The sequence below is a fragment of the Pseudanabaena sp. BC1403 genome (genome assembly GCF_002914585.1).
In the GTDB taxonomy this organism is placed as follows: Bacteria; Cyanobacteriota; Cyanobacteriia; order Pseudanabaenales; family Pseudanabaenaceae; genus Pseudanabaena.
Genome location: NZ_PDDM01000023.1, coordinates 1 through 15123 on the forward strand (window position 1 = coordinate 1; position 15123 = coordinate 15123).

15 protein-coding genes are annotated in these 15123 nt (G+C 41.6%); 5 read left to right on the plus strand and 10 right to left on the minus strand.

The window, feature by feature from the left end; genetic code table 11:
• Nucleotides 1–124: 124 nt before the first annotated feature.
• The 7 genes from dnaX to CQ839_RS18385 form a co-directional block, all read right to left on the minus strand.
• On the minus strand, nucleotides 125–2470 hold the full coding sequence (gene dnaX / locus CQ839_RS18355) for a DNA polymerase III subunit gamma/tau (protein ID WP_103669749.1): 2346 nt from the start codon (nucleotides 2468–2470) through the stop codon (nucleotides 125–127).
• A gap of 43 nt (nucleotides 2471–2513) precedes the next feature.
• Nucleotides 2514–3680 carry a beta-ketoacyl-ACP synthase gene (locus tag CQ839_RS18360; protein ID WP_103669750.1) on the minus strand — a complete coding sequence of 389 codons (1167 nt, stop codon included), beginning with the start codon at nucleotides 3678–3680 and terminating at the stop codon, nucleotides 2514–2516.
• On the minus strand, nucleotides 3664–4227 hold the full coding sequence (locus CQ839_RS18365; protein WP_103669751.1) for a Uma2 family endonuclease: 564 nt from the start codon (nucleotides 4225–4227) through the stop codon (nucleotides 3664–3666). The genes CQ839_RS18360 and CQ839_RS18365 overlap by 17 nt, the downstream gene beginning before the upstream one ends.
• A gap of 118 nt (nucleotides 4228–4345) precedes the next feature.
• Nucleotides 4346–5842: an Ig-like domain-containing protein gene (locus tag CQ839_RS18370; RefSeq protein ID WP_103669752.1), complete on the minus strand. Its 1497-nt coding sequence runs from the start codon at nucleotides 5840–5842 to the stop codon at nucleotides 4346–4348.
• Nucleotides 5843–5856: 14 nt separating this feature from the next.
• Nucleotides 5857–6918: an ArsA family ATPase gene (locus CQ839_RS18375; RefSeq protein WP_103669753.1), complete on the minus strand. Its 1062-nt coding sequence runs from the start codon at nucleotides 6916–6918 to the stop codon at nucleotides 5857–5859.
• Nucleotides 6915–7220, minus strand: a complete 306-nt coding sequence (locus CQ839_RS18380) for an HU family DNA-binding protein (protein WP_103669754.1) — start codon at nucleotides 7218–7220, stop codon at nucleotides 6915–6917. Before CQ839_RS18380 ends, CQ839_RS18375 begins: the two co-directional genes overlap by 4 nt.
• Nucleotides 7221–7280: 60 nt before the next feature.
• The gene (locus tag CQ839_RS18385; protein ID WP_103669755.1) at nucleotides 7281–7475 is read right to left on the minus strand and encodes a DUF2862 domain-containing protein; all 195 of its coding nucleotides are present in this window, start codon (nucleotides 7473–7475) and stop codon (nucleotides 7281–7283) included.
• A gap of 162 nt (nucleotides 7476–7637) precedes the next feature.
• Between CQ839_RS18385 and panB the strand changes: the two genes are divergently transcribed.
• Complete coding sequence (gene panB, locus CQ839_RS18390; RefSeq protein ID WP_103669756.1) at nucleotides 7638–8408, plus strand: 3-methyl-2-oxobutanoate hydroxymethyltransferase; 771 nt, start codon at nucleotides 7638–7640, stop codon at nucleotides 8406–8408.
• A gap of 23 nt (nucleotides 8409–8431) precedes the next feature.
• Here the strand turns inward: panB and CQ839_RS18395 are convergent, their stop codons facing one another.
• Complete coding sequence (locus tag CQ839_RS18395; RefSeq protein WP_103669757.1) at nucleotides 8432–9142, minus strand: DNA alkylation repair protein; 711 nt, start codon at nucleotides 9140–9142, stop codon at nucleotides 8432–8434.
• Nucleotides 9143–9209: 67 nt separating this feature from the next.
• On the opposite strand from CQ839_RS18395, the gene CQ839_RS18400 reads away from it, so the two are divergent.
• On the plus strand, nucleotides 9210–10082 hold the full coding sequence (locus tag CQ839_RS18400) for a hypothetical protein (RefSeq protein WP_103669758.1): 873 nt from the start codon (nucleotides 9210–9212) through the stop codon (nucleotides 10080–10082).
• A 33-nt stretch (nucleotides 10083–10115) separates the two neighbouring features.
• Here the strand turns inward: CQ839_RS18400 and CQ839_RS18405 are convergent, their stop codons facing one another.
• The gene (locus CQ839_RS18405; protein ID WP_103669759.1) at nucleotides 10116–12074 is read right to left on the minus strand and encodes an AarF/ABC1/UbiB kinase family protein; all 1959 of its coding nucleotides are present in this window, start codon (nucleotides 12072–12074) and stop codon (nucleotides 10116–10118) included.
• Between the two features lie 342 nt (nucleotides 12075–12416).
• On the opposite strand from CQ839_RS18405, the gene CQ839_RS18410 reads away from it, so the two are divergent.
• The 3 genes from CQ839_RS18410 to CQ839_RS18420 all read left to right on the plus strand — a co-directional run bounded on the left by CQ839_RS18410 (nucleotide 12417) and on the right by CQ839_RS18420 (nucleotide 13837).
• Nucleotides 12417–12776: a hypothetical protein gene (locus CQ839_RS18410; protein ID WP_103669760.1), complete on the plus strand. Its 360-nt coding sequence runs from the start codon at nucleotides 12417–12419 to the stop codon at nucleotides 12774–12776.
• 60 nt (nucleotides 12777–12836) lie between these two features.
• On the plus strand, nucleotides 12837–13181 hold the full coding sequence (locus CQ839_RS18415) for a hypothetical protein (RefSeq protein WP_146048764.1): 345 nt from the start codon (nucleotides 12837–12839) through the stop codon (nucleotides 13179–13181).
• Between the two features lie 338 nt (nucleotides 13182–13519).
• Nucleotides 13520–13837 (plus strand): STAS domain-containing protein, encoded by a 318-nt coding sequence (locus CQ839_RS18420; RefSeq protein ID WP_103669762.1) that lies wholly within the window; start codon nucleotides 13520–13522, stop codon nucleotides 13835–13837.
• A gap of 80 nt (nucleotides 13838–13917) precedes the next feature.
• On the opposite strand, the gene CQ839_RS18425 is transcribed toward CQ839_RS18420, so the two are convergent.
• Nucleotides 13918–15054, minus strand: coding sequence for a PP2C family protein-serine/threonine phosphatase (locus CQ839_RS18425; protein WP_103669763.1), 1137 nt, complete (start codon nucleotides 15052–15054; stop codon nucleotides 13918–13920).
• Nucleotides 15055–15123 lie beyond the last annotated feature (69 nt).

A 15123-nucleotide genomic window follows, 5' to 3' on the forward strand; every position in this document is an offset into this window, starting at 1 on the left:
CTTTCCCTCCGCTTGTCGTCGCTATTATCTTCTCCCTCTCCCTGATTCCTAATTGTTTTTTTACTTATTTTGAGAGCGGAATGTGGGTTCCAAAAAAGATTACTTTGCGACACTACCCTATATTCTAAGTATCCTGATTAATAGATTCATTGCTAGACTCTTCATCAAGATCAACAATTTGTCCATTAAACAAGTCAGCTAAATTTTTGATCACCCTATCATCCTCCGACATCCCAACATAACCTTTAGGTTGAGGTTGGGGCTGAGGTGCTTGATTAGGCGCTATGTTTACTGGTGGATCTGCTAATGGCTGTGGAGGAGCAGGAACTGAAGGTATGGTTGGATTTTGGTAAGTGACAGGCGGAGGTGCGATCGCAGGACTAACAGGAAGAGGAGCCGCAACTTTTACTGTTTCAGCTTGAGGCGGTGTAGTCACAAATGAAAACATTACCTTAATCGGGCGCTGCAAATGCTTAGCAAAAACTTCTTCTAGTTCTGGTCGCTTCTGAACCACAATATTTTTGGTGGTTTCATCACGCTTCCCACCTAAGCCAATTTTGACACTACCACTATCGATTGAGAGAATATGAGCCTGAATCTGGATAAAAACCCATTTTGTCGGTGTAGGCAACATTGACAAAATACTTTGCCACATCTGCTCTAGATCATATCCAACTGACGCAAAGTTCTCAAGATCATCACTTCCCGATGATATCGGCGTTTCAACAACTGGAAGAGCCGATATCGAAGGCGTAGATGGTTCATCTACCTTTGCTATTTGAGGGATTGGATGCGATTCTTGTGCTGGGATTGATGGAGTTTGTGATGGAGCTTGTGCAGCAGGATTAGCCTTCGCTGGTTGAGGTGCAACTTGCGGAGTCGCGGGTGTACTGCGCGATGAAATAAATGTTTGCGCTGGAGAAGGAAGAGGCGATTGTGACTGCGCGATCGCACCCTGTGCTGATGGGAGTAAGCCCATCAGCGTGACTTCTAGCCATAGGCGCGGCTGCGTAGTATTGCGGATTTGTAGCTCTGCCGATCGCAAATGTTGTTGACCCAGTAAAATATTTGGTATTGCTAAACCTTGAGCTAGTTGACTCAATCTCTCCCAACCAGAACTAGTCATGGCAACAAGATCACTGCGATCGCTAGCTGTTTTCGCAATTAATAGATCACGATATACATTCGCCAAGTTCTGTAACACGATTAATGGTTCGCGACCACGATCCATAATTCGCCGCACATAGTCAATTAATTGGATGGAATTATCGGATGCGATCGCTTCAATTAGCGACAGCAAATCTTGCTCAGGAACTGATCCCACCAAATCCCATACTGCTTCAATAGTAATCTCTCCATCCAATAAGCTCAATTGATCGAGCAAAGATTCTGCATCACGTAGCCCACCCTGTGCAATTTGAGAAACCAAGGTAATCGCTTCAGTATGAATATTAATATTCTCATTTGCGGCAATCTTCCCTAAATGCTTCACCATCGCATCAAGAGGAATCCGCCGAAAGTCAAATCGTTGACACCGCGAAATAATCGTTGGTAATACGCGCTGTGGATCAGTAGTCGCAAGAATAAAAGTAACGCGATCGGGAGGTTCTTCAAGAGTTTTCAGCAATGCGTTAAACGCTGCTGTGCTGAGCATATGACAGTTATGAACTAGCAGACCATTAGCAACAAAATTATTATTATCTTCTACTTCGATGTCATAGACTCTTTCATCACCAACGACTGTTACAGACTCGACCCTCTCCAAATTTGTATGCCATTGACAAGGAAGTTCCACAGCCACAGGCACAGGTGACAATATGTTCATCCCAACTTTGATATTGCTTGCTTGTGTCCATCCTGATTCTGTTCTAACTAAATGATTACCTGTACATTGAATCGATCGCTGATTAGTTTTAATTATTAACGTAGGCTTTACGCCACGATCTAACCAGCGCAATACTTTTTTGTATTCCCATTTCGACAACACTTCGTTATAGCTAAGTACTTGTTTACCTAATAAATCTTGATCGTCAAGACGAATCAAACCTGCACTAGTTTGGACAAGGGTATCGCCTGTCAAACATTCATCAATGATATAAACCTTAAACCTTGCCTTAACTGGCGCAAATTGGGCGCGTTCAATTAATTCGCGAATATTATCGACACCAGTGTTACTTGCCGCATCAATTTCGGTAATATCTAGCGCATTACCATTAGCAATGCTAAGACATAGTTCACACTTGCCGCAGGGGTGGGGTGTAGGTTGGTCAGAGCTTAGGCAATTGAGCGACTTTGCCATGATCCGCGCACTGGACGTTTTGCCTGTACCTCTTGCGCCTGTAAATAGGTATGCAGGTGCGATACGCTTAGTGTTTAAGGCATTGCTAAGGGTATGTGCGATCGCCTCTTGCCCAACGAGGTCAGCAAAGATTTGCGGTCGATATTTGTGGTGTAGTGGCTCATAGCCCATAGAAACACGATGATGCTCAAGCACTGCTGGTCAAATATATCATTCACCAGTATAACTTTTGACCAAAGGCGACGATCGCATTTTGCCCTCCAAAGCCAAAGCTAAAATTAAGCGCATATTGGAGATCGGGTGCGCGCTCTACTTGTTGAATCATTCTCAAATCAAAAGCAGGGGTTTGCATTCCCACGGTAGGAGGCAAAATGCGATCGCGTAAAGCCAATAGACAGAACGCTGCCTCGATCATCCCTGTTGCCCCCAGCGTATGCCCTGTTGCACCTTTGGTTGCGCTAACTTTACTGTCAGGAAAAATTCTTTGGATTAATTCTGCTTCACGGGCATCATTCATTTGAGTTGCCGTGCCATGCACATTGATATAACCAATATCAGCAGCACTAATTTGCGATCGCCTCAAACAATCTTTAATTGCGATCGCAGCCATTTTATTGTCAGGATTGGGACTAGTGGCATGATAAGCATCATTAGTAATTCCCCAGCCTAAAACCCTGCCATAAATTTGACAACCTCGCTGCCTTGCAGACTCCAGCGACTCTAGTACTAGCACCGCCGCACCTTCTCCTAGCGCAAAACCTTCGCGCTCTTGACTAAATGGATGCACGCCTGATTTGGCTAATACGCTAATTTTTTGAAATCCTGCGATCGTTAATGGTGTAATCGCTGCATCGGTTGCACCTGCGATCGCCATGTTGCATTGTCCTGAACGGATTAATTCAACAGCTTGAGCAATTGTCCAATTTGCAGTTGCACAGGCTGCCATCGGCGACAGTACTGGGGCTTGAGTTTGCACTAAATTAGCAATTTGTGCTGACAAATTCGCTGGCTGACATTGCCACCATTTATTCTCAATTAAGATCTGGTCAGGTTTATCTAGAAGTAATTCTAATTCTCTTTGGTTACTACGACTAGAACCAATGACTACCCCACATTTCAGTAATGGAATTTCTAGATTTGAATCAACGATCGCTTCTAAAGTAGCTTTTTCTAATAAATCTTGCGATCGCGATGAATGAGAATCCTCTAAACAATTAATTTTGGCAACAGGAAGTTGTAATTGATGGTCAAACTTAATTCCTGATTTGTTCTCTAAAAGTTTTTGCCAAGTATTTTCGCGACCAGATGCGATCGCAGTCATCATGCCAATACCTGTCACAACAACTGTTGTTCTATCAGCTTTTCTATCCCAAGATTTCATCGACAGTAATACTTACCTCAGGAAAAGCAAGAATAGATAAGTTTTGACCACGATAGAATTTCTGGATTTCTTGATAACCTTCAGCAGTTGGGTATCGATAAACTTCTATACAAGCGCTATTAATATCAACTAACCAAACTTCCGTAATGCCATCTTCAGCATAAAGTGGGCTTTTTAATTCGCGATCGCTATCAACAGTACTATCCGCTACCTCGATTAATAGAAATACATCAGCAGGCTGTGGTAGTCCAGACTCATAGCAATCAGATTTACGCTTTAACAACACTACATCTGGTTCAGGCTTAGAAGTGTTATCTAAAGCTAAAGGGTTCTGCACACTAAGTAAAATGCGATCGCTTAATTTTCTTGTAAAAACATCAGACAATCGAATTACACAAGCTGCATGTCTTCTACCAATGGGTGACATTTTAATTATTTCTCCTCTAATTAGTTCTACGCGCTCACCGTCAGCTAGCACTCCAGATTCAGACATCCGATCATATTCTTTCACGGTGAAGAGGCGCTTAAGTACTGATGTAGCTGGCATATATTTACCTCCGTACAATTGGTTTTATTTTAACCTTAATTTTTGATAATTCAAAAGTGCCGCTTCGCGGCACTTTTGAATTTTTGCTTGGTTTTAATTCAGCGCGAAGCACTGTAGGTTATGGCAACCAGCGTGGAACTGTGCCGAACATTGGCAATACTTCGGGTTGCAGTGGATTTGCGCCTTGATTATTATTAATCGGTAACATAACTAATTGGGTTGGCACTTGGGGAGCGCGAGAAGCTCTAGAAGCCTGAGCAGAATCTTCGGAAATAGGTGGCGAATTAGATGTGTTTTTGTCACTAGGAATTGCAGAATTTAAAAGAATTGATTGACCATCAGGAGCAATATTAAATTGAACTTCTCTTTGTGGCGGAAGTTCTAAAAGTCTTCGCAGTTCTGCCGTTTCCAGATTAATCGCAGCAAGATATGGCTTCTCACGGAAGATGTTTTTAGCAGTATCTTGTTCAACATCAGTGAGTAAGCAATATAGAGTCTTTTCTTGAGGATCAAACTGAGCACCAAGAATAGACCCATTAATTTTCGTGAGTTCCTTCTGCAATCCTTGGTTATTTACCAAATATAGCGATCGCGTATAGTCCTTATTAAATTTAATCGTGGCAGCCTGTGTCCCACTCCTACCAAAATTTAGAACCGTACCGAATCTTGGGAGAAAGTCCAGCGGTGGGGCCTGTGGCTCAAGAGGCAAAATCGCAACTCCTTCGCCTTGAGCGATCGCCACCGACGCGCTGTCGGGCGTGAACATAAAATCGCCTCCTGGCTGATTATCAAGCGATCTTGGCGGTTGATTATCTTTGATGAGCCAGAGTCCATAGCGTCCGACTTGCTGACGGCTGAGTCGCTGTACCAAGATGTTTTTGCCGTCGGGCGAGAGATCGAATTTAAAATTTTGAAAGTCATCGCTACCAAGTATAGGTTTGATTTCTGGAGGATTTGACGTTAACCGATCTTCGCGATCAATGCCTGTCGTTACCAGATAAAGTTTTTGATCAAGTAAGCTTTGCCCCACCGTTTCAATCGCTCCAAAGAGAACCTTTTGGCGATCAGGATAAATCCGAAAATCTAGGACAGACAGATTAGCGGGTGTTAAAACGCGCTTGCTCTTTTGTAGCACATCGTAAAGTATAAGGCGACCTTTTTCTTCCCCCTGTGAGCCTATATATGCAAAATAAGGATTTGGTGTCGCAAAACTGCCAGTAAATGGTTCGATCGCTTTTTTATCGCCAGATTCACTGGCAAAGCGATCGAAGGCATTTTCTAGCTTGACCGTATAGGATTTACCATAAGTGGCTGGCGCTAGGGGCGTATAGGACATCCGCCGCGATGACCAACTGATTTTACCTGCGAGGGGTGGGGAAATCTTAAGATTTTTCTCAACGCTGTCGCGTTCCATTGGACGATTAAATGTTAAAGAAAATGAGATATTAGTGGCATCAATCTTTTGACCTTGCCAACTAAACTCTCTCACCTGTGGCGCTGTGCGATCGCCCACCCATAATAATATGGCGATCGCTACAGCCAAAAAAGCTGCTAGCCCAATTGCATAGCGATCGAGCGGCTGAGAAAATAATTTAAAGCGAGGGCTAAGTTGCATATGTGACAGGTAATTTAGCCAAAGGAAATAATGAGATAAGAATCTTGAAATTTTGCGCCATTGGCTTGTTTGCCTGCTAGCTCATTTGGCAAGAAAATATTACGGCGTTGATCGCCTGCTTCGATGGTTACTTCTGGGCCTAGTTGAATTATTTTGACCTGTTTTTTATTGAATGTTGGCAAAAATAACTTGACTTGCTTAGTTATAGTATTTATTTCAATTGGCTTTGGTGCAAGATTAGCAAGATGCTCAGGAATTGTTAACTCAGTTACCTGATCGGGGATTTGACATATGGATAGAGGCTCAAAATCAGAATCAGAAATCTGATCTCTAGAAAATACGCCACCAACTGTTAAACCAACCTGTTGCGCACTACCCCATAGATATTTAGCTGTAGCGATCGCATAGGGATCTCCAGTCGTGACCAGATAAGCCGCCACGCGACTCGGATCATTAACTGCTTTTTGACCGCGTGTTAATACTGAAGACATTTCACCAGCTTGTTGCGAAATATCATCGGTGCTAGAAACTTGCAGAATACTTCTTAAGATTGGTTCCACAAAAGGCGAAATCGCTTGTCCAAGAGCCGAACCTGTCAATACTTTTTTAAACCGTCGCAAATACCAGCCTAAAATCTCTGGCATTCCTAGCATTCGTAAGGTTTCGAGATCTCCCATGCCATCGTAAATGATTACGTCATACTTACTTTCAGCATCACGTTCACGCAAAAAGCTCAAACCAAGAGCTGAATCCATACCTGGTAAAATGCCTAGCTCTTGTCCATAAACCTCCTTAAAAAAAGGAGTACGCAGAAATTGGCTTTCTAGCCCTTTCATTTTGTCCCAATACTTTTCCAACAAGACCGTTGATTGCAGATGTACAGCCGCAAAATTCGGTGCAACTAATTGCGGCTCACTGCTCAGCTCTGCACCTAGTCTCATGCTAAGGGTGTCGCCTGCTTGTTGACCCACATATAAAACGTTTTTGTTCTGGGCGGCAAAAGCACGCGCGGCAGCGATCGCAGTTGTCGTTTTGCCAACGCCGCCTTTACCGATAAATGTCAGAATTAGGCTCATTGGATTTTCTCACTAGGCTTTTGCACCAGCTTTTTCAGATTAGGACTGGGAGTAAAATGCGGAACAATAACTTCGGGAATCGTAATTGGCTGATGTGTGCGAGGGTGACTTCCTAAACGGGCACGACGATGATGGACTGCAAACTTACCAAAACCGCTCAATGTTATAGATTGGTGATTGGATAAAGCTTCAGTGACGCAGGTTAAAACTGCTTCAAGACTAGCGGAAGCCATGCTATAGCTTAGTCCATCAACTTCTGCCATCATGCCCCGAATGATATCTTGACGGTTAATATCTGCCATAGGGCTTAATAATAATGATGATGTCGCGAAATGCGCGACATCATGACTGTTTTAACTGTTTTAGACTATTGATTCTAACTCATCTGCAAAAAACCAAGACTTGGTACTGTCGGGGAACTTGACAACGTAGCCCCATTTGCTACCATCCATAATTTTTTCTTCTTTAATGACTCCGATCTCGCCGACTTTGTTAGCGATCGCCTTGCCACTGCCATCTTTGAAACTACGAACACGAACTTTTTGACCAACTTGCATAATGTTTGCTTCTCGTACCGAACTCGATAAATCTTTTGCGTTTGCTTTAAAAAGTTTACATTAGATGTTAGCTCTATAAAATAAAGAACCAATTTGTTGTGGCACGGCGAGGCTGCATTACAACAAATTGGTTCTTTATTAACACCCACGAGGAATGTCCCAATGTCAGTAACGATCGCCCAATTGCAAAAATGGAAACAGCAAAAAAAGCCGATCGCGGCGCTGACTGCAAGTGACTATGCGATCGCTAAACTGCTAGACAAAGCAGGCGTAGATATGATTTTGGTGGGTGATTCTTTGGCGATGGTGACACTCGGATACAAAAACACGCTTCCCGTTTCTCTAGACGCAATGATCCATCATGCCCAAGCAGTGGGACGTGGTGTTGAGAATGCTTTTCTAATTGTCGATATGCCATTTCTTAGCTATCAAGTTAGTACTGAAGAGGCAATGCGATCGGCTGGGCGCATTTTTAAAGAAACCGATGCACGCGGTATCAAACTCGAAGGCGGCTATCCTGATATGGTTGCGACTATTCACAAATTAGTGCAAGCGGGAATGCCTGTGATGGGGCATGTAGGATTAACACCACAATCGGTACATCGGATCGGCTATCGAGTTCAGGGTGGCACGCCCGATGCTGCCGCAGAAATTTTGCATCAATCTAAAGCTTTAGTCGAAGCTGGTATTTTTGCACTCTTATTAGAAAATATTCCTGCGGAGTTAGCGACCCAGATTACAGAACTTATTCCTGTTCCTACAATTGGTATTGGTGCGGGTCAAGGCTGTGATGGACAGATTCTTGTAACCCACGATGTCTTGGGCTTATCCGATTGGCAACCGCCTTTTGCCCACAAATATGTAGACCTAAACAGCATAATTACGGAAGCAGTTAAGCAATATTGCCAAGATGTCCGAAAGCCCAAGAATTGAGTAACGGCACTTTGTGCCGTTACTCAATTCTTGGGCTTTGACAAATATGCTTTTCGGTTTGGTTCATCAAAATGCTCGATCGCATAGCGCAACATTGTGCGGGGCATTTGTTGACAATAAACGTCTAAAAAGCCAACTAAAATTTGGCGATCTTGTTTGCCAACTTCGCGCAACATCCAGCCAACTGCTTTATGAATGAGATCATGGGAATGATTTAACAGAATTATGGCAATTTCGAGAGTGTCGGCAAACTGTTGATGTTTGATAAATTCCAAAGTAGAAACAATTGAGATTCTCTGTTCCCAAAGATTTTGCGATCGGGCTAGTTTGTACAGAATATTGCGGTCTTGATGAAGTAAATGTACGCCCAAAATCTGACGGCAGGTGACATCCACTAAATCCCAGTTATTAATCCATTTGGTATGTTTGAGATAGAACTCAAAGATTTCTTCTCGTTTAAAAGTATCGGCTTTAGGATATTGATAGGTAAGAATCAGTAGCGCAGTAAGACGATATTCATGCATGTCCGTTTGTAGGAGATGTTCTATCTGATCAAAGCCAAGACTGATAAATTTTTTGGCTAATTGGCGTTGATCTGGCACGGTAATTCCTAAAAAGCGATCGCCTTCTCCATACTCGCCTTTACCCGTTTTAAAAAAGCGAGAAAGCGCGATCGCTTTTGTTGGACTAGCCAATGCATCTAGCTCACTCTTAAGATCGGCTTGTGTTAGCATAATTTACAGGGTGTTTTCGTTTATATTAACCTTTGTTTGCCCTAGTCAGATGGACAGGTAAAATCACATGCTAAGCGCTCCTGTAGGATACAAAACCCAATCCATTGACACCAGCATTGACGCTGAGATGTATTTGTTTAGTCGTTTGAAAGCATTAACTCTAATTAAAAAAGCTGAAAAAGTAAGCATTTGGACAAAGGGATGCTTAGAACTTTGTTTAATTGGTCTTCAACAACGGCATCCTAATGCAAACTCATGGAAATTGCGATATGAATTTGCTAAAGCTACATTAAAATCTAATTTTTCCGATCTTGTCTATCAAAATATTTCTGAATACGCTCAACCGCTTATGCTTACTGATCCAATTTCACTAGCGCTGGATATAGCCACAATTTTTAATAATTTAGATATTCCCTATTTAGTCGGTGGCTCAGTTGCAAGTACATTGATGGGAGAGCCGAGAGCAACCGAAGATGTGGATATTGTTGCTGATTTAGAAATAGGGAAATTAATTCCATTAATGCAAGCTCTTCAACCGAGATTCTATGTTTCTGAAGATGCGGTTCGAGATGCAATTAGGCTTAAACGTTCTTTTAACCTCATCGATAATGACTCTCTAGGAAAAATAGATGTTTTTGTGCTTAAAGATAATCCTTTCCCTCAAATTGAATTTCAACGTCGGCGATCGCAACTAGTTCGGCAAAACCCCGATCAAATGCTGGTACTGCCAACTCCTGAAGATATCATTTTGCAAAAGCTCGTCTGGTATCGAATGACTAAAAATGAGTCACAGAGGCAATGGCGCGATGTTTTGGGTGTGCTCAAGATTCAAGGCGATCGCTTAGATTTTGGCTATTTACAAAAATGGGCTGGGGAGCTTAGTTTAAGTGATTTGCTAGAGACTGCTTGCACAGAGTCAGGAATAGAACTTTTCTTCTAAAACACAAAAGGAGCGCTACGCGCTCCTTTTGTGTTACCAACTACGACCATTTACAGGTCTTCTTAAACCAGAACCAACTAGTTCTCGTTCTTCGCCTTGAGAATCTCTAATAGAATTATTGACTAAATCTTGCTGCTTATCATCTTGATATTTTTTCTCGTCGCGCAATAGAACTTCACGTACTGCCCGCACTAGCGATCGCTGAGCTAGTTTAGAGATAACATCACGACCAAAGGCGAAAGTCTTACGCTTGCTGAGGATGCGAGTGGCTAAGGGTAGAATATCAGTAGGCGTGATCGACTTATCTTTTTGAAGAATTGTCCATAGTCTAGCGATATAGTCCAAACTGGAAGGATTTTCGGATTTGGAAATTGTTTCTTTGACCTTAGGATCGATCACAATATCGCCAATTATTGAAGTGCGAAATCTTTCTGGTAAACGCTTGCTCGTCTCAACTTCAATACCTTTCACGATTTCATCAATAATGCGATCGTGCATAAACTCACTGCGATCTGACAATAAGAAATCAATTCCTTTGTCAAGAGTTCCATTCAAATTATAGTCGGGATTAGTTTGAGCATTGCTCAACAAGTTCTCTAAACGGTTCCAACGGAACTCACCATCTCGGAAAAGTAAATCTTTTAGAGCCATCCGTAATTCTGGGGCAGAGTCATTTAGTAAACGGTTTGCCACATAGGGATAGGCGACAGCTAAGACTTTGAATTTTGGGTCAACGCTCAAAGCAATTCCTTCTAGAGTAACTAGCGATCGGATGATCAGTGCATAATAAGCTGGGACTTGGAAAGGATAGTCATACATGATCTGTGAAAGTTGATCGGTCATGTCTTTGAAATCCATTTGAGTCAAGCTCTGACCTTCAGGTGGATTAAAGACTTCCGATAGAGCTGGCACGATCTCCCCAAAGTCAAAATCTTCCGTCAAGAACCCTAAACGCACATAGTCTTTAGATAAAGCTGTAAAATCACGATTGACTAAATGCACGATCGCTTCGATTAGTCCAAAACGTTGTTCAGCCGAAACTTGACTCATCATCCCAAAATCTAAGTAGGCGAGATTCCCATCACCCATTACTAATAAATTCCCTGGGTGAGGATCGGCGTGAAAATAGCCATAATCAAGTAACTGACGTAAAGAGCACTGTACGCCAACTTCGATAATACGGCGACTATCAAAGCCTGCTTCTTTGACTTTTTGCACATTGGTTAACTTTATGCCTTCAATCCATTCCATCGTCAATACACGTCTAGCGGTATACTGCCAATAGATTCTGGGGACATAAATACCTTCTAATCCTCCATAATATTCAGCAAATTTCTCCGCATTTTTACCTTCAAAGGTATAGTCCATTTCTTCAAAAATGCGACTAGCAAACTCATCAAGGATCGCTGCTAAATTTGTGCGAACGAATTTAAAAGTCTTTTTGAGCCATACGGAAATACCACGCAGGATATACATATCAAGGGCAATGCCAGCAGCAATGTCAGGACGCTGTACTTTGATTGCAACGAGTTCACCTGTTTTGAGCTTGCCTTTATAAACTTGACCGAGGGAGGCGGCTGCGATCGGGTTGTCGGATATCTCTGCATAAACTTCCAATGGATCTGCCCCTAATGCCTCGCGAATAAATTGGAAGGCGATTTCATTGGGAAATGGAGGTAATTGATCTTGCAGTTCTGCAAGTTCGTCCATGAACACAGGTGGCACGATGTCAGGGCGTGTCGAAAGGGCTTGACCAATTTTGATAAATGCTGGGCCCAAACGGGTTAATAACTTACGCGACTCGATCGCTAATTTTTTTAATTCTTTGGCTGAGGCTTTAGCTCTGAGTCTCAGTCTCAGCAATAACCAGATGAGTGGTACAAAAATCACTATGCAGCGCCACCAGACTCGCAAAGGTTGGTTGCGGTAGTAGTTTGCGATCGCATCAACATCATAACGATCTAACTCAAAGTCTTTTTTGGTTGCAGGCATAGGATTTGGGGAGACTCATCTTATAGACTTTAGTTTACATATTATTTTAACAATTTGTAACAAATTTCGGGATAGCTCTCTAGACTTATGTTTGCAATCATGGAGTCTTAAAATTTTTATATATGTCCTACGATCAATACAGCTATAGTCAAGTGAGTTAAGACATAAAATTCATAAAGAGAGTTGCGGCGCGAAGCGCCGCAACTCTCTTTATGAATTTTGTTTTTGATGTGACATAAAATAGCTATACAGCTAAAGGTATAAGTTTTAGGATCGTCTTAAATTTTTGGTTTCTTAAGGTATGCAGTAGAATGAAACATAGTTTTTTATTCATTTGCTGCTATGAGTCAAACCGATAACCTAGAAGAACGCTTTCGCGAGCTAGAGCGCGAAGTGATGGGCAATAAACAACAAGCAAGTGGTCAAACTCACGACCCAAACAAACGTGCTGAGCCAGAACGTATTGCCATTGGTCAGAGTGTTGATGCTGCTAAAACTGGATTGAGCAGTCTAATTGCTTGGGTCAATAGCCTTACTGGAGCAACCAAGGTTGCAGCGATCGTGGTGATCGGCTTAGTTTCCTTTACAATTCTGAGTTTCATCTTTAAACTAGTTACAGCGGCAATTTCCATAGGTATTATGGCGCTAGTCGGATTTATTTTATATAAAGTATTCTTTGAGCCAAGTCCAACTAAATCATAAAATTTTTTACTGATTAAAAGTTTTTACAACCAAATAAAATGTCTATCAGGACTAAATCCTATGACTATCTCTCGTACATCTCGTAGACCCATCCAGCCAAAGTTGCGTTCTATGCCTTTGCGTAAAACCCCTTCAGCTTTATATATTCAGATGCATCAACTCGCTAATGAAAAAGAACGTCTGCAAGAAGAATTGGTGCGAGTATGCGATCGCCAACAACAAATAGTTGATCGCCTTGCTGAACTTGATCGCAACCTCGCTCAACTAGATCTTGATGTGGAGAATAGTGATGTGAATGCAGAGATGACAGAATCACAGTTTGTCCATAAAATTAAAGCCAAGCCCTCTGAGCGAATTCAAACAACTCGTGGGGTAACCTACGAAAGCATGACTATTGAGTACTAATATTCCACCACCTCAAATTAGCTTCGATCTGTAGAATCAGCAAGGAGTTTCTATTTAACTCTCTCCTAATCGTTTGAAAACATAAGTTGGTCAATAGTATAGCAATGATTGACTCATTGTTCTTCTCTCCCTAAGATACTAATGGGTTCTATCTGACAAAATGTAATTTTGCGCCGAGAAGTCTTGCTGATTAACCCATCTGAGGCTATCGGCGTGAAACCTCTTGCAACATGATTTTTTGCTCAGTGTCGTTGTCAAAGAGGTTCTGGAGCAACCAAAGAAGAATTGCCAAAAGTATATACAATTTTTACGCCAATTGATCTAGTGAGGATTAAGCAATGAATAAATCGATCAGTGTATTTGAGCCAGAAGGTATTATCGATACTGCTGGAGGTGCTCAAATCCGTCAAGATGTTGGTGATAGCCTTGAAGCTGGAGTAGAGACAATTTTGCTTGATCTTACGAATATTTCTTTTATGGATAGTTCTGGCCTAGGAGCAATGGTGACAACGCTGCAACGTGTAAGAGCAAAAGGAGCTAAGTTATATCTTTGCTCTCTCAACGCTCAGATAAAAATTATTTTGGAATTAACCAAAATGGATAAGGTTTTTGACATTTTGCCAGATCGCGCAGCGTTTGATGCATTGATCTCTTAAAATCAAACTCAGAACCGCCAAGAGAGTTGCGGCGCAACTCTCTTGGCGGTAGCAGCGCAGAGCACTACTCTATCTATATTCTATAGAAAATCTATTTTCAATAATGAAACATCATCATCAAACTTGGCAGTTGGAGTTCCAGTACGAATCTTTTGAAGAACTAAATTGGCAGTAACTTCTTCATCTACGGCAAATTTCTCTTTCAAGAGATCGAAAAAATTAACCACGCCCCAAATTTTGCCATTTTCTTGACTGACTTCAAAAATGCCATCACTAAAAATATAGAGCCTACTGTTTAGAGGGACCGAAATCTCTGAACTAGAATATTCAACATCTGGGAAAAATCCGATAGGCATATCTAAACTCGGTAGTTCTTGTATTTGAGGATTTTCAGGATCTCTCGCAATCAATAGCCCTTGAGGATGTCCAGCATTAGCAAAGGTCAGTTTACGTTGCGATCGCTTAAATACTCCGTACCACATCGTAAAGTAACGACCATTATGCTGACTCATTTGAAAAGCATGATTCAGTTCAGTCATAATTTTGCTTGGCGAGTAAAACTTCTCTTTCCCGAAAGACTGCGATCGCAAGAGATTTAAAATTGAGATGGACATTAATGCTGCTCCCACACCATGTCCAGAAGTATCAATCAGATAAATAGCAAGATGATCATCATCTAGCCAATAAAAATCATAACAATCGCCACCTAATTGACTAGAAGGAATAAACTCAGCAAGGATATTGACTTCACCTTTTAAGGTTACTGGCAATAGAGATTGAATATATTCACTCGCCTCTGCAAGCTCTGCTTCTAGTAATTGCTTTTGTACTTGTAAGTCTTGATTGAGTTGATAAATTCGTAGCCCCGCTCTTACACTAGCGATTAATTCAGTTTTGTCGATCGGTTTAGATAAAAAATCATCAGCTCCATTATCTAAAGCCTTAACCTTGTCCTCAACAGATCCTTTGGAGGTCAACAAAATAAAAATTGTTGCAGATAAATTATGATCTAGTTTGATTTGGCGACAGACTTCTAACCCATCTACATCTGGCATCATCCAATCACAAATAACTAGAGCAGGGAGATGTTTTTTTGCTAAGGATATTCCCTCATTGCCATTTTTAGCAACTATTACCTCATGCCCTTGCCCCTGCAATGTATTTTTTAAAATCATCTGCATGACAAGATCATCATCAATTATAAGAATTTGTAACATTCTGTTTGCCTGAAGCAATATATTTAGATAGAGTTATATAAGTTAAATTAATTTATAAAAAATTATTTA